Annotated in this window: 27 protein-coding genes and 1 tRNA gene; 14 read left to right on the top strand and 14 right to left on the bottom strand. The window is 62.0% G+C overall.

The genetic code is table 11. The annotated features are described in order from the left end of the window. The first annotated feature begins 202 nt into the window (after positions 1-202). Together ACFQ6H_RS28195 and ACFQ6H_RS28190 are read left to right on the top strand one after the other, a co-directional pair. Positions 203-275: transfer RNA gene (locus ACFQ6H_RS28195), tRNA-Ala, on the top strand. A gap of 62 nt (positions 276-337) precedes the next feature. Next, a complete protein-coding gene (locus tag ACFQ6H_RS28190; RefSeq protein ID WP_378650145.1) occupies positions 338-1,447 on the top strand; it encodes an NAD(P)/FAD-dependent oxidoreductase in 1,110 nt (369 codons plus the stop codon). A 10-nt stretch (positions 1,448-1,457) separates the two neighbouring features. Here ACFQ6H_RS28190 and ACFQ6H_RS28185 read toward each other — a convergent pair whose 3' ends face one another. Continuing rightward, a complete protein-coding gene (locus ACFQ6H_RS28185) occupies positions 1,458-3,992 on the bottom strand; it encodes an alpha/beta fold hydrolase (protein WP_378650143.1) in 2,535 nt (844 codons plus the stop codon). Positions 3,993-4,170: 178 nt separating this feature from the next. Here ACFQ6H_RS28185 and ACFQ6H_RS28180 point away from each other — a divergent pair, with 178 nt between their 5' ends. The 3 genes from ACFQ6H_RS28180 (at position 4,171) to bluB (ending at position 6,545) form a co-directional block, all read left to right on the top strand. After that, entirely contained in the window at positions 4,171-4,773 is a 603-nt protein-coding gene (locus tag ACFQ6H_RS28180) for a lipocalin family protein (protein ID WP_378635860.1), read from the top strand. A gap of 81 nt (positions 4,774-4,854) precedes the next feature. Continuing rightward, positions 4,855-5,919, top strand: a complete 1,065-nt coding sequence (locus ACFQ6H_RS28175; RefSeq protein WP_378650141.1) for a CobW family GTP-binding protein — start codon at positions 4,855-4,857, stop codon at positions 5,917-5,919. Then, positions 5,916-6,545 carry a 5,6-dimethylbenzimidazole synthase gene (bluB, locus tag ACFQ6H_RS28170; RefSeq protein ID WP_378533909.1) on the top strand — a complete coding sequence of 210 codons (630 nt, stop codon included), beginning with the start codon at positions 5,916-5,918 and terminating at the stop codon, positions 6,543-6,545. The genes ACFQ6H_RS28175 and bluB overlap by 4 nt, the downstream gene beginning before the upstream one ends. A 16-nt stretch (positions 6,546-6,561) precedes the next feature. Here the strand turns inward: bluB and ACFQ6H_RS28165 are convergent, their stop codons facing one another. The 4 genes from ACFQ6H_RS28165 to glp form a co-directional block, all read right to left on the bottom strand. After that, entirely contained in the window at positions 6,562-8,001 is a 1,440-nt protein-coding gene (locus ACFQ6H_RS28165) for a DEAD/DEAH box helicase (RefSeq protein WP_378650139.1), read from the bottom strand. 228 nt (positions 8,002-8,229) lie between these two features. Beyond that, a complete protein-coding gene (locus tag ACFQ6H_RS28160) occupies positions 8,230-8,643 on the bottom strand; it encodes a molybdenum cofactor biosynthesis protein MoaE (protein ID WP_007731311.1) in 414 nt (137 codons plus the stop codon). Then, positions 8,636-9,622: a bifunctional molybdenum cofactor biosynthesis protein MoaC/MoaB gene (moaCB, locus tag ACFQ6H_RS28155; RefSeq protein WP_378533906.1), complete on the bottom strand. Its 987-nt coding sequence runs from the start codon at positions 9,620-9,622 to the stop codon at positions 8,636-8,638. The genes ACFQ6H_RS28160 and moaCB overlap by 8 nt, the downstream gene beginning before the upstream one ends. 28 nt (positions 9,623-9,650) lie before the next feature. Then, entirely contained in the window at positions 9,651-10,853 is a 1,203-nt protein-coding gene (gene glp, locus ACFQ6H_RS28150; protein WP_378650137.1) for a gephyrin-like molybdotransferase Glp, read from the bottom strand. Positions 10,854-10,964: 111 nt separating this feature from the next. On the opposite strand from glp, the gene moaA reads away from it, so the two are divergent. The 3 genes from moaA to ACFQ6H_RS28135 all read left to right on the top strand — a co-directional run bounded on the left by moaA (position 10,965) and on the right by ACFQ6H_RS28135 (position 13,343). After that, positions 10,965-12,023, top strand: coding sequence for a GTP 3',8-cyclase MoaA (gene moaA, locus ACFQ6H_RS28145; protein ID WP_378650135.1), 1,059 nt, complete (start codon positions 10,965-10,967; stop codon positions 12,021-12,023). After that, the gene (locus ACFQ6H_RS28140) at positions 12,016-12,273 is read left to right on the top strand and encodes a MoaD/ThiS family protein (RefSeq protein ID WP_317555389.1); all 258 of its coding nucleotides are present in this window, start codon (positions 12,016-12,018) and stop codon (positions 12,271-12,273) included. Before moaA ends, ACFQ6H_RS28140 begins: the two co-directional genes overlap by 8 nt. Positions 12,274-12,587: 314 nt before the next feature. Beyond that, a complete protein-coding gene (locus ACFQ6H_RS28135) occupies positions 12,588-13,343 on the top strand; it encodes a hypothetical protein (protein WP_378650133.1) in 756 nt (251 codons plus the stop codon). 13 nt (positions 13,344-13,356) lie between these two features. On the opposite strand, the gene nadE is transcribed toward ACFQ6H_RS28135, so the two are convergent. Further along, a complete protein-coding gene (gene nadE / locus ACFQ6H_RS28130; RefSeq protein ID WP_378650131.1) occupies positions 13,357-14,181 on the bottom strand; it encodes an ammonia-dependent NAD(+) synthetase in 825 nt (274 codons plus the stop codon). Between the two features lie 68 nt (positions 14,182-14,249). Here nadE and ACFQ6H_RS28125 point away from each other — a divergent pair, with 68 nt between their 5' ends. Beyond that, positions 14,250-14,804 carry a nucleosidase gene (locus tag ACFQ6H_RS28125; RefSeq protein WP_378650129.1) on the top strand — a complete coding sequence of 185 codons (555 nt, stop codon included), beginning with the start codon at positions 14,250-14,252 and terminating at the stop codon, positions 14,802-14,804. A gap of 19 nt (positions 14,805-14,823) precedes the next feature. Here ACFQ6H_RS28125 and ACFQ6H_RS28120 read toward each other — a convergent pair whose 3' ends face one another. Both ACFQ6H_RS28120 and ACFQ6H_RS28115 read right to left on the bottom strand, forming a co-directional pair. Then, positions 14,824-15,603 carry an META domain-containing protein gene (locus ACFQ6H_RS28120; protein WP_378650127.1) on the bottom strand — a complete coding sequence of 260 codons (780 nt, stop codon included), beginning with the start codon at positions 15,601-15,603 and terminating at the stop codon, positions 14,824-14,826. Positions 15,604-15,638: 35 nt separating this feature from the next. After that, on the bottom strand, positions 15,639-16,238 hold the full coding sequence (locus tag ACFQ6H_RS28115) for a TetR/AcrR family transcriptional regulator (protein WP_378449139.1): 600 nt from the start codon (positions 16,236-16,238) through the stop codon (positions 15,639-15,641). Between the two features lie 106 nt (positions 16,239-16,344). Between ACFQ6H_RS28115 and ACFQ6H_RS28110 the strand changes: the two genes are divergently transcribed. After that, a complete protein-coding gene (locus tag ACFQ6H_RS28110; protein WP_378650125.1) occupies positions 16,345-16,911 on the top strand; it encodes an NAD(P)H-dependent oxidoreductase in 567 nt (188 codons plus the stop codon). A 72-nt stretch (positions 16,912-16,983) separates the two neighbouring features. Here the strand turns inward: ACFQ6H_RS28110 and ACFQ6H_RS28105 are convergent, their stop codons facing one another. Continuing rightward, positions 16,984-17,811: a siderophore-interacting protein gene (locus tag ACFQ6H_RS28105; protein WP_378650122.1), complete on the bottom strand. Its 828-nt coding sequence runs from the start codon at positions 17,809-17,811 to the stop codon at positions 16,984-16,986. Positions 17,812-18,102: 291 nt separating this feature from the next. Here ACFQ6H_RS28105 and nrdH point away from each other — a divergent pair, with 291 nt between their 5' ends. The 3 genes from nrdH (at position 18,103) to nrdE (ending at position 21,036) form a co-directional block, all read left to right on the top strand. Beyond that, positions 18,103-18,333, top strand: coding sequence for a glutaredoxin-like protein NrdH (nrdH, locus tag ACFQ6H_RS28100; RefSeq protein ID WP_019747886.1), 231 nt, complete (start codon positions 18,103-18,105; stop codon positions 18,331-18,333). A gap of 82 nt (positions 18,334-18,415) precedes the next feature. After that, positions 18,416-18,895, top strand: coding sequence for a class Ib ribonucleoside-diphosphate reductase assembly flavoprotein NrdI (gene nrdI, locus ACFQ6H_RS28095; protein WP_230812772.1), 480 nt, complete (start codon positions 18,416-18,418; stop codon positions 18,893-18,895). Beyond that, complete coding sequence (gene nrdE / locus ACFQ6H_RS28090; RefSeq protein WP_378449137.1) at positions 18,853-21,036, top strand: class 1b ribonucleoside-diphosphate reductase subunit alpha; 2,184 nt, start codon at positions 18,853-18,855, stop codon at positions 21,034-21,036. Before nrdI ends, nrdE begins: the two co-directional genes overlap by 43 nt. Positions 21,037-21,097: 61 nt before the next feature. Here the strand turns inward: nrdE and ACFQ6H_RS28085 are convergent, their stop codons facing one another. Further along, on the bottom strand, positions 21,098-21,310 hold the full coding sequence (locus ACFQ6H_RS28085) for a hypothetical protein (RefSeq protein ID WP_003944723.1): 213 nt from the start codon (positions 21,308-21,310) through the stop codon (positions 21,098-21,100). A 12-nt stretch (positions 21,311-21,322) separates the two neighbouring features. Further along, the gene (locus ACFQ6H_RS28080) at positions 21,323-22,240 is read right to left on the bottom strand and encodes an SPFH domain-containing protein (protein WP_378650120.1); all 918 of its coding nucleotides are present in this window, start codon (positions 22,238-22,240) and stop codon (positions 21,323-21,325) included. A 170-nt stretch (positions 22,241-22,410) separates the two neighbouring features. On the opposite strand from ACFQ6H_RS28080, the gene nrdF reads away from it, so the two are divergent. Continuing rightward, positions 22,411-23,376: a class 1b ribonucleoside-diphosphate reductase subunit beta gene (gene nrdF, locus ACFQ6H_RS28075; RefSeq protein WP_003944744.1), complete on the top strand. Its 966-nt coding sequence runs from the start codon at positions 22,411-22,413 to the stop codon at positions 23,374-23,376. A 95-nt stretch (positions 23,377-23,471) separates the two neighbouring features. Here the strand turns inward: nrdF and ACFQ6H_RS28070 are convergent, their stop codons facing one another. From ACFQ6H_RS28070 to ACFQ6H_RS28060, 3 genes are all read right to left on the bottom strand, one after another. Further along, on the bottom strand, positions 23,472-23,945 hold the full coding sequence (locus ACFQ6H_RS28070) for an NUDIX domain-containing protein (RefSeq protein WP_378650118.1): 474 nt from the start codon (positions 23,943-23,945) through the stop codon (positions 23,472-23,474). 66 nt (positions 23,946-24,011) lie between these two features. After that, positions 24,012-25,016 carry an iron-siderophore ABC transporter substrate-binding protein gene (locus ACFQ6H_RS28065; protein ID WP_378650147.1) on the bottom strand — a complete coding sequence of 335 codons (1,005 nt, stop codon included), beginning with the start codon at positions 25,014-25,016 and terminating at the stop codon, positions 24,012-24,014. A gap of 157 nt (positions 25,017-25,173) precedes the next feature. Continuing rightward, the gene (locus ACFQ6H_RS28060; protein ID WP_378650116.1) at positions 25,174-26,169 is read right to left on the bottom strand and encodes an ABC transporter substrate-binding protein; all 996 of its coding nucleotides are present in this window, start codon (positions 26,167-26,169) and stop codon (positions 25,174-25,176) included. Between the last annotated feature and the right edge of the window lie 54 nt (positions 26,170-26,223).

The raw sequence follows: 26,223 nt of genomic DNA, 5'->3' as shown, positions 1-26,223 counted from the left end.
TTCTGTGTATTTTTTCGTCCCCCCCCCGCTGTTTTTGGGATTACCAGCTTACCGTGCGTCCCCGCGCCGGCCCGGTGGGGGCCCCCCCGCCTCCCTCTGAGCAGGCGATTTGTTGCCCAGGATCGAAGTGGTGTAACTTTCTTCAAGCAAGCGGAAAGCAGAAAAGCCGCTGCGAGTTCGACTGTTAGAGTTAATTGAATACGGGGCTATGGCGCAGCTGGTAGCGCACCACACTGGCAGTGTGGGGGTCAGGGGTTCGAGTCCCCTTAGCTCCACCCAAGACAAATGCTCTGCACCAATCGGTGCAGAGCATTTGTCGTTTTCGGAATGGGGAGTCATGCGCGCACACGTGGTGATAATCGGTGCAGGATATGCGGGCGCCATGGCAGCGAAGCGGCTGCTGAGAACTCGTTCGGACGTCACGGTCACCGTCGTGAATCCGCGCCCACACTTCGTGCAAAGAATCAGGCTCCATCAGATGATCGCGGCTGGCTACGATACGACGGTCTCGTTCGACAGGGCGCTACCGCGTGCGGCACACCGAGTCTTCGGAGAGGTGACGACGATCGAGGCGAGGCTCGGCAGGCTCACCCTCGACGACGGCAGTGTGCTCGACTACGACTATCTGGTCTACGCAGTCGGAAGTGGGCAGTCACCCACCACTGGGGCGGCGGAGCACAGGTTCATCGTTTCCGAATTCGAGGACGCGGTACGCCTAAAATCCAGGCTGGCGGCTCTCGATGAGAAGGCTGCAGTCTGTGTTGTCGGCGGCGGTCTCACCGGGATCGAGACTGCCGCAGAACTGGCTGAGCATCGAAGCAGCCGAATCACTTTGGTGACGGGTGGAATCGTGGCCCCGGACCTGTCAGAGCGTGCGCGATCGGCAATTCTCAGAACATTGACCGATCTTGGGGTCGATATTGTCACCGAATCCCGGGTGACTCGGATCGATGATGCGTTTTGCGAGCTAGCGGGAGGCGTGCGGGTGGAGGCAGATTGCACGATTCTCGCGACAGAATTCGGCGTCCCGGAGCTGGCGCGCCGAAGTGGCCTTCCCGTGGACGATCTCGGTCGCCTGAAACTCGACGACCGACTCGAATGCCCGTCCCACCCCAACATCGTCGGTGCGGGCGATGCGGTTGCGGTCGGTGATCTGTCACTGAGGATGAGTTGTCAGGCCGCGATTCCCTTGGGAGTCCATGCGGCCGAGACGATCCTGCATCGACTCGAAGGTTCCGCGCCGCGCCCGGTGGCTCCGAAGTTCGCAGGCCGGTGCATCAGTCTGGGGAGGCGGCGAGGTGTGTTCCAGCGGACCAATGGTGTCGACGACGCAACGGGCATGTTCGTCGCAGGCAGGGCGGGTGCGTTCGTCAAGGAAAGAGTGTGTTCGTCGACGACCGACTGGGCACTCTCTCCGCGCCGCTCTTTCTTCTACAGCTGGACATGAGCGGCGCTGGTCACGCTCGATCACAGACTCGATCGATGATCGCCGCAGTCTTGCGGACGTACGGTTGGCGGACGACGTCTTCGTGACACGCGTCGACGTCGTCGAAATCGAGTGAGCCCGTGGCAATGAGTGACCAGATCTCGCGTCCACGGTTGTTGGTGGCTCCACGGATCACGGTGACGGGCGCAGAGCACTCCCGCATCCGATGCTTCCGGAGCGCCTGGCCTCCGATGTAGAGGAACACTGTCCACTGGGTGGCCGGTGGGTACTGCAGAATGCCGGCGAACAGCGTGCGGATCCACATCGCGGCTACGGTGCGTCTGGTCGGCTTCCAGCGGGTATTGGTGGATGGTTGTGGTGCGAGGTCGACGATCGATGGATCCAAACTGATGCCCGCACGGTCGGCTAGTCGTGCGGCAGTGTCGGTGGGGATTCTGGTGTCGAGAACGGTGACGTGCTCGACAGTGTCACCGGTCTCGGACAGCTGTGACGCCATTTCCAGCGCCACGTAGCCGCCGTACGAGTAGCCGGCGAGGAGGTAGGGGCCCGTGGGCTGAATCTTCTTGATTTCGAATATGAAACGGCGAGCGCTTGCCTCTACCGACCGATCGGGCAGTCCGCGAGATTCGAAGCCGTGTGGCTGAAGTGCGTAGACCGGGCGATCGGTGTTGAGCGCGTTCGACAAGGTGGACAGTGTTGTCGAGGGGCACCCTGCACCGTTCATGATGAACAGCGGTCGCCCTGACCCTTCGAGCTTCAGTGGAACCATCATGTCGTGAGAGACGCGATCGTCGGGATCGATTGTGCACCGATCGATCAGCGCTGCAAGGTCTTTGACGGTGCTCGCGGTCGCGAACTCTGCCGCCGTGATCCGGACCCTGAACATGTCGTGAATTTTGGCCACCACCTCGGTCGAAGCAAGGGAGTCGCCGCCGAGCTCGAAGAAGTCGTCCTCACGGTCGATGGAATCGATGCCGAGAATCGACTCCCAGATCGAGGACAGCCACAGTTCGGCAGGTCCGGCGAGAGTTGGGGGAGTGTCCCTCACCGCGACGGATGGCAATGTTGTTCTCTCGACCTTCCCCCTTTCGTTACGGGGCAGCTCGGCCATGAGAACAAAATGTCGCGGAAGCATCCAGGCGGGCAGGTATTTCGCCAATTCCCGCCGCATCTCGGCCCCCGACCGTGTCATCACGGATTTGGTCAGGACCACGTAAGCGACAATCTCCGGTCGATCGTTCTCGAGTACGGCAGCGACGAAAACATCGGCGACGCCGGGAATTCGACGAATATGCGACTCGACTTCCATCGGTTCTACCAGGTAGCCCCGAATCTTGACGGCGTCGTCGACCCGTCCACGCAGTTGTAGTTCGCCGTGTTCGTCGATGCGGCCCCGGTCACCGGTCCGGTAGATACTCACCCCCTCGCCGAGACGTGTGAATCGTGCTGCAGTTCGATCCGGGTCGCCGTGGTATCCGTCGGCAAGATCGCTGGAGACAACCTGAATCTCGCCGATCTCCCCGTCGGGGAGAGGCACGCCGTTCACATCGACGATCTGTACGTCCTTGCCATCGCGAGCACGTCCGGCCGGCACCACTCCGTCGGGCAGTTCGGAATGCGGCGGGAACGCGTTGTATGCGACGACGCCGGTCTCAGTGGTGGCCAGCCAGTTGACGTAGGTGACGCGTGCAAAGCCGTGACTGCGATGGCGCGCGTAGTCCTCGCCGTGAACCGGTTCCCCGTACGTCACGACGACCCTCAGCGATCCGAGCGAATTATCGGGTGCTTCATCGGATTCGAGATCCGACCACGCTCGCAGGAATGACGGTGCGCAGTGCGCGGTCGTGATCGAGTTCTCGATCAGCCAGTCATCGATTCCCGAGACTCCGTCTGTGCGTGGATCCCAGCAGAAGACCGTGACTCCGTTCATCAGTCCCATGATCAGGGCTGTGATTCCGGCTCCGAAACTGACGGGCAACAGGTTCCCGATGTGATCGTCGGGTCGCAGGTCGATTGCTGCGGCAAGTTCGTCGGCTTTGTTCAGGCACATGGAGTGGCTCAGCACGACTCCCTTGGGGGCTCCGCTGGTCCCGGACGTGAACGCGATCATGGCAGGGTCGGAACTGGAGGGTTCAAGTGCGTTGTCGAAACGGAAGCCGGTTGCGGCTGATTCGTCGAGTATCGACTGCAGCGCGACGGCACCCGAGGTGCTCATGATGTGCGCTCGCCGGGCCTCGGGGAGTTGTGGGTCGATCATGACCAACGGCCGACCGGAAATCAGAGTGGCGAGGATGGCGGGTACCGACTCGGCGGTTGGTTCGAGATCGACCGCAACCGGGCAAGCCCCGTGTGACCCGCGCAGGCGAAGTTCGCGGACCATTGCGTCGGTCCGGAGTTCGAGTTCGGCGAAAGTGATCCGGTCGCGCGGAGTCACGACGGCAACGGTGTCGTGCTGCATCGAGGTAACTCGGCGCCACCTCGATTCGATCGTCTCGTCGATGACTGCGTAGCGCGTGCGCTCTAGACCTAAGTCGATAACCTTCATCACAGTAGCTCCGTCCGACTTTCAGCTATCTTTTAGCAAAGACTACATAAGGTATGTGAAGTAGGTCCATAACAAACCAAAAGTAGTTTTACATACGTTCCCATCCTCCAGTCCGTCAGCTCCGAATGCTTTGAGGAACCAATGCCGATCGAGCGTTGTACAGACGAGGAGCAGTGATATGAAGTGGTCGGGGCGAAGTGCGATTGCGATTGCGGGAGTGTGCGCCGCAGCGGCGATGTTTTCGGGAACCGCGCAGGCGAGCCCACTCTGGGAACCCTTGCAGCCCGTGGCGAACCTGGACGCCGCGCGCTACGTAGGGGAATGGAACCAGGTGGCGGCGATTCCTCAGCCCTTCAACCTCGCGTGCGCGAAGGACACCCGGGCGAGTTACGGGATAGTCGATTCGTCGAACGTGAGCGTGAAGAACACGTGTACGACGTGGACCGGCCAAGCCAACGAGATCGTCGGGAATGCCCGAGTTACCGATCCAGCAACGGGTGCCCAGTTGCATGTGAGCTTCCCCGGGGTGCCCTCACAGGAAAGCTTGGACGGTCCGCCCAATTACATCGTCACGTATATCGCCGACGACTATTCGTGGGCCCTGGTGGGCGATCCGCTCAGGCTTTCCGGGTTCGTGCTCTCACGGTCGCCGGTCGTCGACGCGGCAGGCTGGAGTGAGATCCGTCGGGTCGCCGAATCCCGTGGATACAACGCGTGCACGATCTTGACGTCACCGACCACCGAAGGCACTTCGGACATCCGCCCACTCTGCACGGTGTGAGTCTGCTGTCAGCGTGAACCTTCCGAAGCCACACTCCACTACGATCACTGATCGGTACGTGTGGTTTCGGAAGGTTGTGTGGTGGCGAAGAAGCAGATTCCCGTAATAGTCGTCGCAGGCTTTCTCGGTTCGGGCAAGACGACACTGCTCAACCATCTTCTGCGCAACAACGACGGTGTGCGCATCGGCGTGATCGTCAACGACTTCGGCTCCGTCAACATCGACTCGATGATGGTCGCCGGTCAGGTCGATTCGATGGTCACGCTCAGCAACGGCTGTTTGTGCTGTGCTGTCGACGTCTCCGACATGGACGAGATGCTGAACAAGCTGGCGCACCGGCAATCCGGGATCGACGTGATCGTCGTCGAGGCCAGCGGGCTTGCCGAGCCGCGGAACATGATTCGTCTCGTCCTCGGAAGTGAGAACCCGTCCGTCGTCTACGGCGGCCTGGTGGTCTTGGTCGACGGAGCCAATTTCTCCACCGTTCGCAGCGAACATCCCGAACTCGATCAACATGTCCGCCTGGCAGACCTGGTGGTAGTCAACAAGATCGACAGCGTTCCCGCCGCCGATCGCGATCAATTCACGGCCGGAATTCGTGAGTTGAATCCGCGAGCACCGATAGTGGAAACGTCGCACTCGCGGATAGACCCCGCTCTGTTGTTCGATTCCGGTGAGGTGACCCCTCCCGCTCCGGGTGATCAACTGAGCCTCGACGAGCTCCTGCGCGACGGACTCGACCACGATCACGGGCACGATCACGAGGACGGCTCCTGTGGCCACGATCACCTGCACCATCGCTACGAGTCGGTTGATTTCATATCGGAGACACCACTCGATGCCAGGGCTCTGACGCACTTTCTCGAGAATCAACCGTCGGGTGTTTACCGCATCAAGGGATTCGTGAACTTCGAGATTCCGGGCTACACAGGAAAATTCGAGATCCAGTCGGTGGGTGATCATGTCCGGGTCACCCCGCTGCGATGGAAGTCGGGCGAAGCTCGAACCACGCAACTGGTCGTGATCGGTACCGGGATGGATTCGGGAGCGGTCGGCAGCGCGCTCCGCGCCTGCGTGCGCGAAGAAACGGCCGAACCGCACCCCGACGCCATGCTGGGATTGCACCGCTATACCGTCGGAGCGTGAGTGAATCAGATGTATCCGTGTACGAAGCGATTCGGCGACGGCGAGACGTTCGCGCCGAGTTCTCGGGAGAGGTCATCCCGGACGAAACCCTGATGCGAATTCTCGACGCCGCCCACCGCGCGCCGAGCGTGGGAAACACGCAGCCGTGGGATTTTGTCGTCGTTCGTAATCCGGAGACGCTCAACACCTTCGCGGCGCACGTCGCCGATGCCCGGATGAATTTCGCGCAGTCTTTGCCCGAGGATCGCCGCTCGACGTTCGACCCCATCAAGATCGAGGGAATTGCCGAGAGCGGTACCGGGATCGTCGTCACGTACGACCCGTCACGCGGTGGCCCGAACATCCTCGGCCGCCACACCGTCGACGACACCGGCCTGTTCTCGGCAGTGCTCGCGATTCAGAATTTGTGGCTCGCCGCGGTAGCCGAGGAGATCGGCATCGGCTGGGTTTCGTTCTACGACGAGAAGTACCTCACCGAACTCATGGGCATTCCGTCACCCGTTCGCCCCATTGCGTGGCTGTGCGTCGGGAAGGTGACTGAATTCCAACAGGTTCCGGATCTCGAGCGCTTCGGATGGCGACAGCGCCGGCCATTGGCCGACGCTGTCCACTACGAAACCTATTGAATTGTGCCTGTGCGGCCTAGCGCGCGGGACGGCCACCGGTGGAGCCCGCAGTGCGAGCGCCGCCGACGGTGCGGGGACGGCGAGCGCCGCCGCCGGCATGTTCCTGACGGGCAGCGCCGCCGGTGCGTGCACCGCGTGACTGACCGCCCTGTCCGGAGCGAGCCTGACCCGAACGTGCTGCGCCGCCGCGTCCACCCTGGCCGGCGGGGCGCTGTCCGCGTCCACCGTTCGGCTGGGCCGGAGCCTTCGGAGCCGGAGTGACGTGCGGTGCGATGTCGCCGACCAACTTGACGACGTGCTCGGAGTTGGCCGTCGAACGGACCGGGGTCACCTTGATGGCTGCCTTGCGCATGAGGATCGCAAGATCCTTACGCTGCTCGGGCAGAACCACGGTGACCACGTCGCCGGCGCTGCCTGCGCGAGCCGTGCGACCACTGCGGTGCAGGTAAGCCTTGTGCTCGGCCGGCGGATCGACGTGGACGACCAACTCGACGTCGTCGACGTGGACGCCGCGCGCTGCGACGTCGGTGGCGACGAGGACGCGCGCTTCACCGGCGGAGAAAGCTGCCAGGTTACGGTCGCGAGCGGCCTGGGAGAGGTTGCCGTGCAGGTCGACGGACGGGATGCCCGACTCGGTGAGCTGGCGAGCCAACTTGCGAGCCTGGTGCTTGGTGCGCATGAACAGGATGCGACGACCGGTACCGGAAGCGAGCTTCTCGACCAGAGCCTTCTTGGCTTCGACGCCGTCGACGTCGAACACGTGGTGCGTCATCGCGGCGACGGGGGAGTTGGCCTCGTCGACCGAATGCATGACCTCGTTCTTGAGGAAACGCTTGACGAGCTTGTCGACGCCGTTGTCGAGCGTCGCCGAGAACAGCAGGCGCTGCCCGTCCTGCGGCGTGGACGAGAGGATGCGGGTGACGACGGGCAGGAAGCCGAGGTCGGCCATGTGGTCGGCCTCGTCGAGCACGGTGATCTCGACGGCGTCGAGGCTCACGAACTTCTGCTTCATGAGGTCTTCGAGGCGACCGGGGCAGGCGACGACGATGTCGACTCCGGCCTTCAGAGCCTGAACCTGGCGGTGCTGCGAGACGCCGCCGAAGATCGTGGTCACGCGCAAGTCGTATGCGGCGGCCAACGGTTCGAGGGTTGCGGTGATCTGGGTGGCGAGCTCACGCGTGGGTGCGAGCACCAAGCCGAGCGGTCGACCCGGGCGACGCTTGCCGCCGGACAGTTCGCCGGCGAGGCGAGAGACCATGGGGATGGAGAACGCGAGGGTCTTTCCGCTTCCGGTCTTTCCGCGGCCCAGTACGTCGCGACCCGAGAGAGTGTCGGGGAGGGTGTCGATCTGGATCGGGAACGGAGAAGTGATTCCGCCGTCTTCGAGAGCTTTCACCAGCGGTGCGCGCACACCGAGGGCTGCGAAGGTGGTAGCGGGCGTAGAGATGTCAGACAAGTGTGTTCAGAGCCTTTCGGGCACGTGTTCGTGCCCGGATGCCGACACGGGAATTAACCGGTCGAACAATCAAGCACAGTGGTGGCGGCGCTGCCGGTCGGCAGGCTTCTTCGCCGTAAGAAGAGCGGGTGCATTGAGCACTCAGCAAGAAATTTTGCGTTCTACGACGCTGGATGCCCGATTTCAGGCACCTAGTGATCGCAACTCTACCTTCCCAGAGCGTTCGACCTACAACCCGACCCATTCGGAGACGCCGTTCGCGAAGTGTTGCCGCTTCCAGATCGGTACCTCGTGCTTGATGCGCTCGACCAGTTCGGCGCACGCGGCAAACGCCTCCGCGCGGTGTGGCGCGGCGACGGCGGCGACCAGTGCGAGGTCTCCGATCTCGAGATGCCCGACGCGATGAATCGCGGCAACCGGTAGGCCGGTCGAGGCTGCAACTTCTTGGCAGCATGTCTGGAGGAAGCGTTCGGCATCCGGATGCGCTTGGTACTCCAACGCCGAAACCGCTTGGCCTCCATCGTGATTGCGCACCGTTCCCGTGAACACCACAACAGCACCGTTCTTCGGACCGGCCACGGCCGCGTCGACGGTGTCTGCATGGATCGGTTGCTCGGAGATCCGAGCCAGTAGCTCACTCATCGTGTGCTCCTCCGCCTGCGACCTGCGCGAGCAGGTGATCGATGATGGGTTCGAGGACGGCGAGACCGTCCTTCACTCCGCCGGGAGAACCCGGAAGATTGACGATGACCGTCGTACCTGTGAGACCTGCCACACCACGGCTCAGTGATGCGTGCGGGGTCTTCTCGAGTCCTTTGGTTCGGATCGCTTCTGCGACCCCGGGCAACTCACGGGTCAAGACCGAGCGGGTAGCTTCCGGGGTTGCATCCGTGGGGGAAGCGCCGGTGCCGCCGGTACTGATGACAAGCGACGGGGAGCCCTGCTTCGCGTCCGCTATGCCCGCCGCGATGTCTGCGTCGGCGTACACGAGCGGTCCACGCACCTCGAAGTCCCGCTCGCGGAGCCAGTCCGCGATCTTCGGTCCGGTGGTGTCGGGTCTGGTTCCGTTGGCGCCGCCAGTTGAAGCGACTAGCACGGTCGCGGACCTCGTCGAGGTGAAGACGTGCTCCGGAGTAGCCGGGGCGCCCTGAGCCTCGCGGGTCCAATGCCCGCGTTTACCACCGTCTTTGGTGAGCAGACGCACACCGTTCATGGTGGCGCCGGGATCGACTGCTTTGACCATGTCGTGCAAGGTCAGGCCGGCCACCGCGACGGCGGTGAGTGCTTCCATCTCGACGCCGGTCTGTCCGCGAGTCTTTGCCGTCGCTTCGACGGTGATCGAGGTTTCGGTGAATCCGAACTCCACCTTGACCGACGAAAGTGCGAGCTGATGACACAACGGAATCAGTTCGGACGTCTTCTTTGCGCCGGCGATTCCGGCGATGCGTGCGGTGGTGAGGACATCGGCCTTGGGCATGCCGTCGGCGCGGACGAGGCGGACTACCTCGGCGGTCGTGACAAGTTCACCGGCAGCGACGGCGATCCGCGTCGTCTCGGCTTTGGCGCTGACGTCGACCATGCGTGCGCGGCCTTCGCTGTCGACGTGTGTCAATTCGGTCATGAGTGTCCTTTGAATCAGATCGAGTGAATCAAATCGAGGAAGTCGAGAGCGGGACGACGTCGACGAGATCGCCTGCGCCGAGTTCGGTCACGGCGGCGGGGATGTCGATCAGGACGTCGGCCCACGCCATGGCTGCAACGAGGTGCGATCCGGGTCCGGCAACGAGTTCGATACCGTCCGCAGTTCTGCGTGCCCGCAGGAACTGCCGTTTGCCGTCCACCGAACGCAGCGGTGCAGTCAACGGGAGTCGCTCGCGCGGGATCTCGGGCAGGCCCGCGGCCCGGCGCAGTTCGCCCCGTGCGAAGACTTCGAAGGAGACCATCGTGCTCACCGGGTTGCCAGGGAAGCTCAGTACCGGCACTTCGTTCACCACGGCAGTGCCTTGCGGGCCCCCCGGTTGCATTGCGACGTGGCCGAATTGCGCCCCCAAGGGTGTGAGGGTCTCCTTCACCACTTCGAAGTCACCCATCGATACTCCGCCGGAAGTGAAAACCAGATCGGCGACCGAGGTTGCGTACGAGAGCAATTCGCGGAATTCAGCCGGATCGTCACTGCTTCGAGCGACGGAGACGACATCGGCACCGTTGGCTTCGGCCAATGTTGCCAAAGCTGCACCGTTGGAATCGTAGATCTCGCCGGGTTCGAGAGTTGTTCCGGCACTCTTGAGTTCGGCGCCCGTCGTGATGACGGCGACCCGTGGTCTCGTGTACGTGTCGAGTGAGGCCAACCCGACGGCACTCAGTGCAGCGATATGGCGAGGTTCCAAGTGCGTTCTCGCTGTGACCAGTAGCATTCCGGCAGTGATGTCACTACCGCGTTCGCGAACGAATTCGCCTACAGACCTGCCCCGTTCGATAGTGACCACGTGTTCGGTGACGCCCGTGGTGTCCTCGACGGGAACGACGGCGTCGGCACCTTCGGGGAGCGGCGCACCGGTCATGATGCGAAATGCCGATCCTGGAAGGTGTTTCGGTGGTTTTCCGCTTCCGGCGGCGATCACACCTCGAACCGTCAGCGTGGTGGGAACCGAGGCCACGGATGCGGCGTCGACCGCATATCCGTCCATCTGAGAGTTACGAAAGAGCGGGAGGTCCACCGGAGATGCGATATCAGAGCAAGTTATGCGCCCCAACGCTTCTGCCGTCGGAACCTCCGACGGAGAGAGGGTGTGCAGGCCCGAGAGCAATTCGGAGATGTGCGACGCGTGTTCCTCGACCGAACGCGCGCTCATGACAGTAACCTCGACAACCTCGACATGTTTTGATCCTAGGCGGTGTGGTCCGTCCGACACACGGAGTACGGCTTTCGGTCATACTGGAGCAATACGGAAGTTGGTGAAGTGATGACAGTGGTCTCGATGGGAATTCCCACCGTGCGGTTTGACGCCGCCGCCCTCACCGGCCGTCCCGAGACCGATCTCCTGGTCGACAAGTTCGGGCGTGTTGCCCGAGATCTGCGAGTGTCGATCACCGAGAAGTGTTCGCTTCGTTGTACGTATTGCATGCCGGAGGAAGGCCTACCGGCCATCGCCGCGGAAGATCTTCTGAGTGCTGACGAGATCATTCGAATGGTCGGAATCGGCGTCGAACGAGCCGGTATCCGTGAAGTGAGGTTCACCGGCGGGGAACCACTGATGCGCAGCGACCTCGAAAAGATCATCGCCGGGTGCGCTACTCGCGTGCCGGGTATTCCACTTGCCATGACTACCAACGCGGTTGGGCTCGAACATCGGGCTGCGAAGTTGGCCGCAGCGGGTCTGACCCGCGTCAATGTTTCTCTGGATTCGGTTGACCGCGCCCACTTCGCAGAATTGACCCGTAGAGACAGGCTGCCATCGGTTCTCGCGGGAATTCGAGCAGCTGCGGCGGCCGGACTCGCGCCACTGAAGATAAATGCGGTTCTCATGCGTGAAACGCTCCACGGAGCGGCGGACCTTTTGCAGTGGTGTCTCGATGCCGGCGTCGAATTGCGTTTCATCGAGCAAATGCCTCTGGATGCAGATCACGCATGGGCCCGCGAGAATATGGTGACCGCCGCTGAATTGTTGTCCGTATTGAGTGGTCGTTTCGAATTGGAAGCAATAGGCCGCGAAGACCCGTCGGCTCCAGCTGAAGAATGGCGTGTCAATGGGACCTCGATGACGGTAGGAATCATCGCTTCCGTGACCCGTTCTTTCTGCAGTGGTTGCGACCGGACCCGAATGACCGCCGAAGGGACAATTCGGTCATGTTTGTTCAGTGACCGCGAAGTCGATTTGCGTGCGGCGCTCAGGTCGGGAGCAAGTGATGACGAACTTGCGGATTTGTGGCGCGGTGCGATGTGGAACAAGTGGGCAGGGCACGGCATCGACGCCGCGGACTTCGTTCCGCCGGAAAGAAGTATGGGAGCGATTGGTGGCTGATTCGCATTCGATCTCGGTTCGATACTTTGCTGCTGCAGCGGATGTGTCCGGGTGTCGCAGCGAGGTAGTCGCTATCTCGCCCGACAACACACTTGCAGAGTTGGTGGCGGTGCTGGTCGGGCAATACGGGCCGGAGATGGAGCGAGTGCTGTCGGTCTCGGCGTTCCTCGTGGGTGACGAGTTGACTCGCGACGTCACTCGGCCCTCCGGTAGTGCTGTCGATATTCTTCCGCCTTTCGCGGGAGGATAGTCCGAGGATTGTCGGCGTAGCTATTTGTCGGCGGCAGATTTATTGTCGGATTTCAGCGGCCCGGTTCAAATGGGCCGAGTGATATTTCTGCACTTCACGTAGCGTTTATCCCCATCTTCTCTGTTCTTGGTCAATTGTCCAGAATTGGTCGTTTTGTTTCAATTCTCCTACTTTTAGGGGAGTGATTGCACTTTTGTTTGCCGATGCAAATTGTCATCTGTTCGGATGACAAAAGAAATTCCTCCGCTGTTGGTAATTGTCGGCATGTGTTAATTTTGGCGCAATTCCAGTCGGGATATGCGAAAGGTATTTCAATGTCGATTAATTCCACGCGCCGTGTCGGAGTCGTCGTAGCACTCCTCGGAGCAGCTGCACTCACTGCTCCGGCAATTGCTACTGCACTTCCGGCCACCGGTTCGCTCGGCTCTTCTGCTCCGGAAGCCTCGTGCTCGACCCTGTCCACCGAAACGACGCCGAACGGATGGGGCATCCCGTTCGCCGACGAGAAGGACCAGACCGCGTCGTACTCGGCCGAAAATGTCCTGGACAAGGACGGCTCACTGAAGCTGGCCGTCGACGGTACCGGCGATCGTTCGGTTTCCTACCATTCGGCCGGCGGTATCAAGCTGTCCGACGCAGTCGGCAAGGCGATCGGCTTTGCCGAGCGCGCCGCCACGCCGACTGCGGCGTTCCAGCTCCGCCTCACCGGAACGACCGGCGGAAAGTTCGAGAACGGATTCACCACCCTGGTGTGGGTCCCGGGACCCGACGCGACGCCGACGGCTGACGGCGGCGTTCACGCGGATATCCAGAAGGGCGTGTGGTGGAGCACTCAGAACATCGACGGTGCCAAGGACCGCGTGTCAGTGCCTTTGGCGGACATCGTCGCGGCGAACCCGAAGGCGGTTGTCGATCACTACGGAGTCAGCGTGGGCACCGGATCCGCAGCCACGTCGACTCTGGTCGATGCGGTGCAGTTCAACGGATGCACCACCAACTTTGCGAAGAAGGATCCGGCCTCGGGAACGGGTTCGCTGGGCAACATCTTCGGCAGCCTGTTCGGTAGCTAGTCGCTGGTAAGAGCTACTGCCACCAGTTATCCAGGGGGGTGACCGGCACCGTCCGCTTGTGACGAGTGTTGGTGAACATCTTCTCGAGCTTTTCGGCTACCTCGGAGGAAACGTCCTTTCCTTCGAGGTAGTCGTCTATCTGTGAGTAGGTGACACCCAGGGCAACTTCGTCGGGCAGTGCGGGCCGGTCGTCCTCGAGGTCGGCGGTCGGAACCTTGCGCCACGTGCTCTCCGGTGCGCCCAATTCCTGCAGGAGCGCAGCGCCCTGACGTTTGCTCAGACCGGTGAGCGGGGTGATGTCGACACCTCCGTCGCCGAATTTCGTGAAGAACCCGGTGATCGCTTCCGCAGCATGGTCGGTACCGATCACCAGGTAGCCGAGCTGCCCGGCAATCGCATACTGAATGACCATGCGTTCGCGCGCTTTGATGTTGCCGCGGACGAAGTCGCGCAGTTCGCCGTTCCCCAACGCCTCGGACGCCTCACGGGCTGTGGCGTCGGCGCCCGGCTTGACGTTGACCGTGAGCGAGCGATCCGGCTTGATGAAGCCGAGTGCGATCTGCGCATCGGATTCGTCGGCTTGTGCGCCATAGGGGAGTCGGACCGCGACGAACTCGGCGTCGTGGCCTTCTTCGCGAAGCTCGGTGACGGCGCGTTGGGCGAGAGCCCCGGCGAGCGTGCTGTCCTGGCCGCCGCTGATTCCCAGAACGAACCCTGTGGCGGGGGTCGAGCGCAGGTAGTCCTTCAGGAACTGGACTCGCGCGCGAACCTCCGCTGCGGCGTCGATTGTCGGCTTTGTGCCGAGTTCTTCGATGATGCTTTCACGCAGTGTGGCCATGAATGGACTCTAGCGATGTGAGCAGGCGCGTGCAGTGCCACCGCAACCTGGGCGGTACGGTCGCGCACATGAGTGCGAACAACGTTCTGGTGGTCAGTGCGACGAAGTCGGAAGCGGCCTATGTGCCGCAAGGATACGAATTGCTGATCACAGGGATCGGAAAGGTCAGTGCTGCAACAGCAGTCGCCTCCGCTCTCGCGCGGTACGAGCGCGAGAACCTCCCGCTGGTCGTCAACATCGGGACAGCCGGTGCGCTGCATGCGCACCACGGTGGTCTTTATGTTCCCGGCGTCGTCGTCAATCACGACATCAGCAGCACCGCGATTCGAGCGTTGGGACACGACGTCGTGGATCGTCTGGTGCTCGACGGTGGGGACGACTCTGTATTGGCCACCGGCGACGCATTCATCGCCGACGCGGTGACCCGCGATGCCCTCGCTCAGCGCGCCGATCTGGTCGACATGGAGGGCTTTGCCATCGCGTTTGCCGCGAAGTCCGCGGGTACCACCTGTCGCCTCGTCAAACACGTCAGCGATCACGCAGACGACTCGGCCTTGGACTGGCCGGCGATGATCGATGCCAGCGCCCGTGAGTTGGGACGCTGGCTGCTCGACAACGTCTGATCGAGCCTGCAGCGTCTGATCAGGCCTGCGCAGTCAGTATCAATCCGGTGTTGTCGGGCTTGCGCAGGGTCAGCGTGTCGGCGTCGATGGTGTAGCTCACTTCACCGTCGAGCACGGCCAGGACCTGACGCTCGATGTCCATGTTCTCCTCGGGGCAAGCCATGCGAGTGGTACCCATCGGCGCGAACGTGACTGTGGTGTCGGATACCTGGGCGCTCCCGGTCATGCGATTGCATCCGGTGGTCCCGCTGACCGAACCATCTGTGGCGATCGTGAGCTGGGGAGCTGACGTCTCCAGCGCCAGACTCGTACTGATCGCGTCGGGGCTGATGAGAGACGTGACGGTCCACGTCGTGCCCTGGAGCGCTCGATCCGGCGTGACGACTTTCTTGTCCTGCAGGGTGACGGTGGCATCGCCGGAGGTAAGGGTGAGGGTGTCGCCGTCGAGGCTCCATGTCGGCGCGGCGGTCAGCAATGTTGTTGTCCAGGCGTCCGATTCGGCGATACCGGGAGGGCAGCCCATCATGGTCGACGCCATCGTGCCTGTGGTCAGCTTGCCGTCGGTGAACTCGACCGAGCCGTTCGCGGTGTTGCATCCGGCGCTCGCGGACACTCGACCGGCTTGGCTGAAGTCGAGAGTCAGTGGGCCGCCGCCGGGAATCGGTGTTCCGTCGACCGAGGTCGAGATGAAGACGCGCCCGGAGGGGTCCGACTTGTCCTCGGGGGAGTCGGACGAAGCGGAGCAACCGCTTACCGCGGCGATGGTCAGGAGGCCGATGACGGCTGCAGCGATGCGCATGGGCTCACATTAAGTGGTGGGACGGATCTGGGGAGTCAACATCGAGTAACGCGTCGGGCAAGGTCTTCCCAGCCGGCCGCCAGGCGCTCGGTGGTCATCCCGAGATCGCGTACCTGATGAAGGACAAGCGACGCTTCGAGTGGTGCCAGCAGCGCCGAAGCGAGCAGATCCAGGTCGCCCTCGACGCCGGCTCCTCGAAGAAGTCCGATGACGTGAGCGATGCCGAGTGCTCGGGCCGGACCGCCGAAGCGGTATTCGGGGGCATTCTCCGCGGCGCGGAGAACTTCGCCCTGTACTTCCACCATGGCGATCCGGGCGCGGCCGAACGCGATGAGGCGCTCGATCGGCGGCGCACCCGGGCCCAACGGTGGGGGGCCGAACATGAATGCCTGCTGCAACTCTCGCTCCGTGTGATCGAGCAGAGCCTGCATCAGTCCTGATCGATTGCCGAAGCGCCGAAAAACTGTGCCCTTGCCCACACCGGCTCGGCATGCGACGGCATCCATCGTCACCGCGTCGACACCTCGCTCGGCGACGAGGAGGGCTGCGGCGTCGAGCAGAAGTGCGCGGTTACGTGCTGCGTCACCGCGCTCGACCGGCGCGGCGCCGATCTGGGGAAGGGGGATTGCGCTCACGGGATCAGGTTACAGGGCTGGGGAATGTAAGTGGACCGCGGTCCGTTTAGTTGATATAACTTTCAACCGGAGCCACCAACCGCACCACTCTCGAAGGAAACTCGTTATGTCACAGACCAATGTTCTCGTTCTCGTCGGCAGCCTGCGCGCCGGATCCGTCAATCGCCAGCTTGCCGAGACTGCTGTGTCCGCCGCGCCCGAGGGTGCTGCGCTGACGGTCTTCGAAGGCCTCGCCGACGTTCCCTTCTACAACGAAGACATCGACGTCGAGGGTGCTTCCATCCGCGCTGTCGACGCGCTGCGCTCCGCTGCGAGCAACGCGGACGCGTTCCTGCTCGTCACCCCCGAGTACAACGGCACCATCCCCGCAGTGCTGAAGAACGCCATCGACTGGATCTCGCGTCCGTACGGCGTCGGCGCAGTCAAGGACAAGGCTGTCGCAGTCATCAGCGCTTCGCCCAGCGGCAACGGCGCCAAGTGGGCACACGAAGACACCACCAAGGCAGTCGGCATCGCCGGTGGCAAGGTCGTCGAGGACACCGCACTGAGCATCGGTGGAACCGGCGCACTGTTCGGCGAGCTGCACCCGCGTGAGAACGCAGAGGTGCTCGCTCAGGTCTCCAAGGTCGTCTCCGACCTCGTCGACGCCAGCAAGCAGCTCGTCAACGCTTGATCCGTTTCACAGCCGAGGGCCATGCCGAAAGGTGTGGCCCTCAGCCGTATGTGGACTAAAGCCCTTGTGTATTTAGAGCCCTTCGCGTTCCATCGCGTCGTCGACGGCGTCGCGCACCGACTCGAAATCCTTGCCCGCCATCATCGCTTCGCCCATCGCGGCATCTATCCGGTCGGCGACCGCGGCGTACCGACGCTCCCAGTTCTCCTTGTCCTCTCGCCAATAGCCCATCACGTGCATGTGTGCTGCCGGAATGTTGATCGTTCGACGCAGATGGGTGCGGATGCGTCTGGCAGCCGCGGCCTCGACTGCGCACCAGATATAGCCGGTGCCGGGCGGTGGGGGATAGGCGGACAGTTCGGTGAGGAGAGAGCCCGCTGTGTCGAGCCATCGGTAGTGAACGTCGGCGCGCGTGGTGAACGTCTGCTGTTCGCTCGGCGCGGGCACCTGTGCGATGACGTGGATCGGCAGACCGCCTGGGGCCTCTTCGAGAATTCGCCCGACTGCCGGCAGTGCGGCGTGATCGGCGACGAGTAGGAGCCAGTCGCACTCTGTCGGCGGCTCGAACCATCCGCTGGCAGTCGAGAGGTGGACGGTCTCGCCTGCTTGCGCATTCTCGGCCCAGAGAGCGGCTCCGCCATGGCCGTGGAGAACGAAGTCGATCTCCAGTTCGTTCGTCGACGGTTGCCAGCGCCGGACCGTGTAACTGCGGGCGTGAGGGGGATCGAGAGGGAATCTGACGAGCACCCGTTCGTCGGGGCTTCCGCTCGTCTCGAAGTCGCTCAGGCCGTTGCCGCCGAAGGTGATTTTGCGCATCAGTGGTGTCACCTGCTGCGTTCTCGTCACGGTTGCCTGGTGGCGCGGTGCTTCGTCCTTCGGGGGTGTTTCCACGACGCTCATGGTAGGTCCGTGGCGCGGTTCCGAGAGGTCGGCGAGCACAAAAAGAAAATGTGACGGGCGACACGCCGACGCGCCGGGAAATGAGGGCGCTGAACTGGGGCGACCTGGGAATTCCAACGATGTGACTCACAACATCTCGCGTTATGTGTTTCTGTCGGCCACTAGGTGTAGTGTCTTGAGCACTGAGAGACCACAACGCGGAACGCCTCGAGCGAGACTCCGGCAATCGGTCGAATCGGTGCTGAACATCACTACATCGGCCTTTGTTGGCTAAGCGAAAGAGGGACTCTCATGAGCATCACCGTCTACACCAAGCCCGCTTGCGTTCAGTGCAATGCCACCTACCGCGCCCTCGACAAGGCCGGTCTCGAATACAACATCATCGACATCACCGAGGATGCCGAAGCCCGCGACTACGTCATGGCTCTCGGGTACCTCCAGGCGCCCATCGTGGTTGCCGGTGAAGATCACTGGTCGGGCTTCCGTCCCGATCGCATCAAGACCCTGACCGTCGCTGCTTGAAGCGCCGCAGTGTCGGCGGTGGACACCTCCGCCGACACATCTGAGTAGTTCCGGGCACCGTACAAGAAAATGGTGACAACCGATGACTTCGCTGGTCTATTTTTCCAGCGTGTCGGAGAACACCCACCGATTCGTTCAACGTCTCGGCCTGCCTGCGACACGTATACCCATCCATGACCGTGACGGCTCATTTCGCGTAGACGAGCCCTATGTGCTGATTCTGCCCACCTATGGTGGCGGAGCCACCGTGACAGGGCGCGACACCAGTTATGTGCCGAAGCCGGTCATTCGTTTTTTGAACAATCCACACAACAGGTCGTTGATCAGAGCAGTGATCGCGGCGGGAAACACCAATTTCGGTGAGTCCTTTTGCTATGCAGGAAACATCATTTCCCAGAAATGCCACGTTCCTTTTCTGTACCGGTTCGAACTCATGGGCACTGCCGAGGACGTAGACCGAGTACGAGAAGGCTTGGGGGAGTTCTGGAATCATCTCGAAACAGAGAAGGAGCACGGGCAGTGGCGCCAACCATCACTGACACGATCGCGGCAGGAAGCGTAGAGCGTGATGCACGCGGCGGTGATTCCACCAACGGTCTCGACTACCACGCACTCAACGCCATGCTCAACCTGTACGGCGCGAACGGTGAGATCCAGTTCGAGATGGATGTCGCCGCAGCCCGTCAGTACTTCTTGCAGCACGTCAACCAGAACACCGTGTTCTTCCACAACCTCGACGAGAAGCTGGACTACCTCGTAGAGGAAAACTATTACGAGCCAGAGGTTCTCGATCAGTACTCACGTACTTTCGTGAAGTTCCTGATCGATCACGCGTATGCCAAGAAGTTCCGCTTCCCGACGTTCCTGGGTGCGTTCAAGTACTACACCTCCTACACGCTCAAAACCTTCGACGGTAAGCGCTACCTCGAGCGTTTCGAAGATCGTGTCTGCATGGTTGCGCTCACGCTGGCCGCAGGCAACGAAGACCTGGCCGTCGAACTCGTCGACGAGATCATCGCCGGACGCTTCCAGCCCGCCACCCCGACGTTCCTGAACTCGGGTAAGAAGCAGCGCGGCGAGCCCGTGTCCTGCTTCCTGCTTCGCATCGAAGACAACATGGAGTCCATCGGTCGCTCCATCAACTCGGCACTGCAGCTTTCCAAGCGCGGTGGCGGTGTTGCCTTGCTGCTCACCAACGTTCGTGAGCACGGCGCGCCGATCAAGAAGATCGAGAACCAGAGTTCGGGTGTCATCCCGATCATGAAGCTTCTCGAGGACTCGTTCTCCTATGCCAACCAGTTGGGTGCGCGTCAGGGCGCCGGAGCTGTGTACCTGCACGCGCACCACCCCGACATCTACCGATTCCTCGACACCAAGCGTGAGAACGCCGACGAGAAGATCCGTATCAAGACGCTCTCTCTGGGCGTCGTGATCCCGGATATCACTTTCGAACTGGCGAAGAAGAACGAGGACATGTACCTGTTCTCGCCGTACGACGTCGAGCGCATCTACGGTGTTCCGTTCTCCGACATCAACGTCTCCGAGAAGTACTACGAGATGGTCGACGACAAGCGAATTCGCAAGTCCAAGATCAAGGCTCGTGAGTTCTTCCAGACCGTCGCCGAATTGCAGTTCGAGTCGGGCTACCCGTACATCATGTTCGAGGACACGGTGAACCGGGCCAACCCGATCGAAGGCAAGATCACGCACTCGAACCTGTGCTCGGAGATCCTGCAGGTTTCGACGCCGTCGCTGTTCAACGACGATCTTTCCTACTCGAAGGTCGGCAAGGACATCTCCTGCAACCTGGGTTCGCTGAACATCGCGAAGACCATGGATTCGCCCGACTTCGCCAAGACCATCGAGGTCTCGATCCGCGGTTTGACGGCAGTGTCCGACCAGACGCACATCTACTCGGTGCCGTCGATCGAGCAGGGCAACAACGACTCTCACGCCATCGGCCTCGGCCAGATGAACCTGCACGGATACCTCGCTCGTGAGCGGATCTTCTACGGCAGCGAAGAAGGCATCGATTTCACGAACATCTACTTCTACACCGTGCTCTTCCACGCTTTGCGTGCGTCGAACAAGATCGCCATCGAGCGCGGCTCGTACTTCAAGGGTTTCCCGGAGTCGAAGTACGCCTCGGGTGAATTCTTCGACAAGTACACCGACCAGGTGTGGGAGCCGGCAACCGACAAGGTCCGCGGACTCTTCGCCGATGCGCAGCTTCACATCCCCACCCAGGACGACTGGCGTGAGCTGAAGGCTTCGGTCCAGAAGCACGGTATCTACAACCAGAACCTTCAGGCCGTCCCGCCGACCGGCTCGATCTCGTACATCAACTACTCCACCAGCTCCATCCACCCGGTGGCGTCGAAGATCGAGATCCGTAAGGAAGGCAAGATCGGTCGCGTCTACTACCCGGCGCCCTACCTGACCAACGACAATCTGGAGTACTACCAGGATGCCTACGAAATCGGGTACGAGAAGATCGTCGACACCTATGCTGCCGCAACGCAACATGTCGACCAGGGCTTGTCCCTGACGCTGTTCTTCAAGGACACCGCCACCACGCGTGACATCAACAAGGCGCAGATCTACGCGTGGCGTAAGGGCATCAAGACGCTCTACTACATCCGTCTGCGTCAGATGGCACTCGAAGGTACCGAGGTCGAGGGCTGCGTTTCCTGCATGTTGTAAGGGCTTCGCCCCCCGTGCGCCTTTTTGGTAGTGACTGCTACCGAAAAGGCGCACAGGGGTATCAGGCCGGCGGACGGCCGGGGCCGTGCATCTTGCCGGCATTCTTCGGCATACGACCGTGTTCGGTGAGTGCGCGCCGAAGGAGAAACTCGATCTGGGCGTTGGTACTTCGGAGGTCGTCGGCCGCCCACCGGGCGAGCGCGTCGTGCACCGCAGGATCCAACCGAAGCAGGATCTTCTTACGCTCGGATCTCGGAGCTGGATCCGTGGCCATGTGGCCTTTCCTTTACTGGTAGAGCGAACCGGTGTTCAGCACCGGTTGTGCGTCGCGGTCGCCGCACAGCACGACCAGAAGGTTACTGATCATCGTGGCCTTGCGTTCCTCGTCGAGTTCGACGACGTGCTTTTCCTCGAGCTGCTTGAGTGCCATGTCGACCATGGACACCGCACCTTCGACGATTTGCTTGCGGGCGGCGATCACAGCACCCGCTTGCTGGCGCCGAAGCATCGCGCTGGCGATCTCCGGTGCGTACGAGAGCCTGTTGATCCGTGTCTCGATCACTTCGACACCTGCCGCCCGCACGCGGGCGTGAACCTCCTCCGACAAGGTGCTTGTGATGATATCGGCGTTCTCGCGCAACGAAACTCGGCCTTCGGCGTCGTACGGATAGCTGCCGGCGATATGGCGGACGGCCGCCTCGGTCTGCACCGAGACGAACTCCTCGTAGTCGTCCACCTGGAACGACGCGAGCGCAGTGTCGGCGACTTGCCAGACGACCACCGCCGAGATCTCGATGGGATTGCCGTCGGCGTCGTTCACTTTCGCCTGACCGGTCTCGTGGTTTCGGATACGCGTGGAGATCGATCGACGGACCGTCAGCGGGTTCGTCCATCGCAGTCCCGGCGTGCGCAGGGTGCCGCTGTACGAGCTACCCAGGAGCTGAAGGACTCTGGCTTGATTCGGTTGCACCAACGTCAGGCCCATCAGCAGGGGGAGTGACGCGATGAACAGCACCACTCCGACCGGAATCAGGGCGAAGAGTCCCAGAACTCCGCCTACGACGGACAGTGCGATTCCGGCCAGGAACAAAAGGACGCCGCCGAGAAGCATCCACCCGCCGGACAGGTCCCAGCCTGGGCGTTCGGCGATCGTGGTGGTGGCGACACCGGTCGGTTTCTCGGCCACGGTAGGGGTGCTGGTCATGCGAGACTCGCTTTCCATCGGTAAGTGATATTTAATTGATATCACATTTTTGATCCTTGCGGAGGGGCGCGTGCGACACATGTTGTTGTGTTGGCATCGCGGACCCGACACAACGGGTAGTGTTCAGGCAAGCCAACATTCGGCAGTATCTCTCTCGCTAGGTAGGAATTATGGTCAAGCTGGTCAGTCGCGTTTCCGCCATCAACTGGAACCGCGTCCAGGACGAGAAGGACGCCGAGGTGTGGGATCGCCTCGTCAGCAATTTCTGGCTGCCCGAAAAGGTGCCGGTCTCCAACGACATCCCGTCCTGGGGAACGCTGACCGCGCAGGAGCAGCAGCTCACGATGCGTGTCTTCACGGGTCTGACGTTGCTCGACACCATTCAGGGGACCGTCGGCGCAGTCAGCCTCATCCCCGACGCAATCACTCCCCACGAAGAAGCGGTCTACACCAACATCGCCTTCATGGAATCGGTGCACGCCAAGAGTTACAGCTCGATCTTCTCGACGCTGTGCTCCACGCCGGACATCGACGACGCGTTCCGCTGGTCGGAGGAGAACCCCAACCTGCAGCGCAAGGCGCAGATCGTTCTCGACTACTACAACGGCGAGTCGCCGCTCAAGCGCAAGGTCGCCTCGACGCTCCTCGAGAGCTTCCTCTTCTACTCCGGCTTCTACCTGCCGATGTACTGGTCCTCGCGCGCCAAGCTCACCAACACCGCTGACCTCATCCGCCTCATCATCCGTGACGAGGCCGTGCACGGGTACTACATCGGCTACAAGTACCAGAAGGGCCTCGAACAGCTCACCGAGGCCGAGCGCGAAGAGCTCAAGAACTACACGTTCGAGTTGCTCTTCGAGCTCTACGAGAACGAGGTCGACTACACGCAGGACCTCTACGACGGCGTCGGTCTGACCGAGGACGTCAAGAAGTTCCTGCGCTACAACGCCAACAAGGCACTCAACAACCTCGGCTACGAAGGCCTCTTCCCGAAGGACGAGACGGACGTCAATCCGGCTATCCTGTCGGCACTTTCACCGAATGCGGACGAGAATCACGACTTCTTCTCGGGCTCGGGAAGCTCCTACGTCATCGGCAAGGCCGTCAACACCGAAGACGACGACTGGGACTTCTAGAGCGACCCGCTCGGGACTTCCAGAGCGACCAGTACGCCGAAGCCCGACTCCTGCACACGCAGGAATCGGGCTTCGGTCGTCCATGGGGGAGTGGACTAGCGCTGAAACCAGGCTTCCGGCTTGTCCTGCAACGCTTTTTCGAGGCGTAGCCGCGAGGTTTCCGTCATGTCCGAGGGCAATTCGCTCGGCGAGAACCACGCCACCTCGAGGTTTTCGTCGTCCGCCACATGCGCTTCTCCGCCCGTCCACTTGGCCAGGAAGCACACGTCGAGGTACTGAGTCACGTCGCCGTTGGGGTACGTAATGGGCTCTGTGACATCGACACTCGTGATCCGAACCAATTCGGCGTCGACTCCGGTTTCTTCCTTCGCCTCCCGCACCGCCGCCGACGACGGTTCCTCGCCGGGCTCGAGAACGCCGGACACGACGGCCCATTGACCGTTGTCGGCTCGGCGGGTGAGCAGGACTCGGCCGTCGTCGTCGCGAATCACGACGCTCACTCCGGACAGCCAGAGCGGCGCATGACCGATCTTCTCGCGCAGGGCGACAATGAATTCCGGGATCGGCATGATCAGAATCCGAACATCACGGTTGCGGCGAGCTGTCTCGAATGTGGGAGTCGTGTTTCGTTCCGGTCAGCTCGCATATCCGTTCAAGGTTCCCTTCAAATCCGCCAATACGGCATGGGCGGCAGTCATCCCGTTTCCGTTCCAGATTTCGTCTTCCGCCACGAACACGCGCCGATCGGAGGCGGCGGCGAGGTCCTGCCACTGATCGCTTTTCATGACCTCGGTGCCGTAGGTACGACCGTTCGGCCCGTCGAAGAGGACGTAGATCAAGTCACCTTCTGCTGCGCTGAGATCGTCGGCCGGAATCGGTGCTGTGGTCGCATCGGTCAATCGCTGAGCCGGTGGGCGCCGGACGCCGACGTCGTTGAGGATCTGTCCGGCGAAGGACGCGGGACCCTCGATCTGCAGGTCCTTCGCACCGAACCGAACCACTGATGCCTGCGTCTGTGATGCATTCAATGCGTCGCCGAGTTGCACGACGTCCTGCTGGTATCGATCGAGCTCCGTCGCCGCCGCTGACGAGCGGCCCAGTGCCTGACCGGCGAGCGCGAACTGCGCTTTCCAGTACACGGGATCGGACCCGGCGAACACGGTGGGCGCGATGGCGCCGAGCTGCCCGTACAAACCGTCGGACGCCGGACTCGACCCGAGGATCAAGTCCGGCGCGGCGGCCTTCACGGCGTTGACGTCAGGTGCGCTCACGGGACCGACACTCGGAATCTCCGAGATGCCGAAACCGAGGTACGACGGTTGAGGCGAGTCGACGCCGGTCGCAGCGCCCACCACGCGCTCCCACAGTCCGAGGGCGCACACGGCGTCCATCGAGACGCTGTCGAGGACCACGATCCGTTGGGGATCGGAAGGAACCTCGGTTTCACCCGCAGTGTGTACGACTCGACGATTCACACCGGGGCCCGCTCCCGGGTCGGCTTGCGTCGGCGTCGGGCACGCGGTGGCGGTGTCGCGTTCGATGCCCATCACGCCGGCGCCGGCGATCGACGTGGTGGTCCGGACGATGGTGCTCGCGGGATCGTCCGACGAGTCGGACGAGCAGCCGCCGAGAACGAGCATCGTGGCCGCGATCCCCAGGATCGAGACACGACGAATGGACGTGCGGGCAGTCGTGCGTGAGAGAACAGTCGTGCGTGAGAGAACAGACGTGCGTGAGAGAACAGACAAGTCGACGGCTTCCTGTGTGAGCGGGCGCCGTTCAGGTTAGCTGCTCGACTCAGCTGTTCTGCTTGTCCACCTCGAACGTGTCCGAGAGGTCGTCGAGGATCATGTGCGCGCCCTGGACGCTGACCGGCGACATCCAACGTGAATCGTCCACGTCTACCTTGCGTCCTCGAAGTGTCTGCCACAGCGGGCTCTCGAGGAACGGCTTCGCAGCTTCGGCGCTCTTGCCCTCGGCGTCCTGCCAGGTGCTGATGAAGATGACGTCCGCGTCGGCCTCGTTGATCAGCTCGGGGCTGATCTTCATCATGATGTTGCCGGCGTCGGCGGGGTCGGGCCCCTGGTTGTCGGGGCGCTTCAGTCCTGCGTCCTGAAGAACGATGCCGCTGAACGAGGTGGTGCGGTAAAGGCGTGCGGTCGGTTCACCGGCGAATCGGACCACCGAGATGACCGGGTTGTCGGCCTTCTCGTTGATTTCCTTGCCGACGGTGGCCGCTCGGGTTTCGTACTCGGTGATCTTCGACTCGGCCGAAGACTCCTTGCCGAGGGCTTCACCGACCAGACGAATGTTGTCCTTCCACGTCGGACCGGTCGTCTGGGTGAAGACAGTGGGTGCGATCGCGGACAGCTGTTCGTAGTTCTTCCCGTCGCGGACCTCGGCGGAGATGATGAGGTCCGGCTGCAGTGCGGCGATCTTCTCGAGGCTTGCGCTGCTGACCGTGCCGACCGAGACGGCGTCCGCGGCGAATTCCTCCCGGGAGGATCCGAGGTAGTCGGGCAGACCGGGCTCGCGGTAGTCGACATAGCCGACGAGCGGGGATTCGAGGAGGAGGACGGCGTCGGTGAAGCTGTTGTCGAGCGCGACGATCCGCTGGGGCGCAGCCGGGATTTCGGTGCTTCCGCGGAAATGTTCGACGGTGCGGGGGAATGCACCCGACTCGGTCGAGGTGGTGGTTGCAGCCGGCTCGTCGTTGCTCGAGCAGGCCGGGACAACCAAGGCGATCGAGGCTGCGACCGCTACCAGCGCGGCACGGCGGGGAAAGAATTTCACCGATTGACTCCTGAGATGAGTTAGGCGAGGGTGACCTTATCAGTGGAGGAGCTG

This window comes from Rhodococcus sp. NPDC056506 (genome assembly GCF_042794945.1).
Lineage (GTDB): Bacteria > Actinomycetota > Actinomycetes > Mycobacteriales > Mycobacteriaceae > Rhodococcus_F.
This window is presented reverse-complemented; position numbering and strand designations above follow the sequence as displayed.

Coding starts and splice junctions, on each gene's coding strand:
- ACFQ6H_RS28190 (WP_378650145.1), top strand. CDS start 338: ATGCGCGCACACGTGGTGATAATCGGTGCAGGATATGCGGGCGCCATG.
- nrdI (WP_230812772.1), top strand. CDS start 18,416: ATGACTTCGCTGGTCTATTTTTCCAGCGTGTCGGAGAACACCCACCGA.
- ACFQ6H_RS28085 (WP_003944723.1), bottom strand. CDS start 21,310: ATGGCCACGGATCCAGCTCCGAGATCCGAGCGTAAGAAGATCCTGCTT.
- ACFQ6H_RS28180 (WP_378635860.1), top strand. CDS start 4,171: ATGAAGTGGTCGGGGCGAAGTGCGATTGCGATTGCGGGAGTGTGCGCC.
- ACFQ6H_RS28160 (WP_007731311.1), bottom strand. CDS start 8,643: ATGAGTGAGCTACTGGCTCGGATCTCCGAGCAACCGATCCATGCAGAC.
- ACFQ6H_RS28125 (WP_378650129.1), top strand. CDS start 14,250: ATGAGTGCGAACAACGTTCTGGTGGTCAGTGCGACGAAGTCGGAAGCG.
- ACFQ6H_RS28110 (WP_378650125.1), top strand. CDS start 16,345: ATGTCACAGACCAATGTTCTCGTTCTCGTCGGCAGCCTGCGCGCCGGA.
- ACFQ6H_RS28080 (WP_378650120.1), bottom strand. CDS start 22,240: ATGACCAGCACCCCTACCGTGGCCGAGAAACCGACCGGTGTCGCCACC.
- ACFQ6H_RS28185 (WP_378650143.1), bottom strand. CDS start 3,992: ATGAAGGTTATCGACTTAGGTCTAGAGCGCACGCGCTACGCAGTCATC.
- glp (WP_378650137.1), bottom strand. CDS start 10,853: ATGAGCGCGCGTTCGGTCGAGGAACACGCGTCGCACATCTCCGAATTG.
- moaA (WP_378650135.1), top strand. CDS start 10,965: ATGACAGTGGTCTCGATGGGAATTCCCACCGTGCGGTTTGACGCCGCC.
- moaCB (WP_378533906.1), bottom strand. CDS start 9,622: ATGACCGAATTGACACACGTCGACAGCGAAGGCCGCGCACGCATGGTC.
- nrdH (WP_019747886.1), top strand. CDS start 18,103: ATGAGCATCACCGTCTACACCAAGCCCGCTTGCGTTCAGTGCAATGCC.
- nrdF (WP_003944744.1), top strand. CDS start 22,411: ATGGTCAAGCTGGTCAGTCGCGTTTCCGCCATCAACTGGAACCGCGTC.
- ACFQ6H_RS28120 (WP_378650127.1), bottom strand. CDS start 15,603: ATGCGCATCGCTGCAGCCGTCATCGGCCTCCTGACCATCGCCGCGGTA.
- nadE (WP_378650131.1), bottom strand. CDS start 14,181: ATGGCCACACTGCGTGAAAGCATCATCGAAGAACTCGGCACAAAGCCG.
- ACFQ6H_RS28105 (WP_378650122.1), bottom strand. CDS start 17,811: ATGAGCGTCGTGGAAACACCCCCGAAGGACGAAGCACCGCGCCACCAG.
- ACFQ6H_RS28135 (WP_378650133.1), top strand. CDS start 12,588: ATGTCGATTAATTCCACGCGCCGTGTCGGAGTCGTCGTAGCACTCCTC.
- ACFQ6H_RS28070 (WP_378650118.1), bottom strand. CDS start 23,945: ATGCCGATCCCGGAATTCATTGTCGCCCTGCGCGAGAAGATCGGTCAT.
- ACFQ6H_RS28065 (WP_378650147.1), bottom strand. CDS start 25,016: ATGCTCGTTCTCGGCGGCTGCTCGTCCGACTCGTCGGACGATCCCGCG.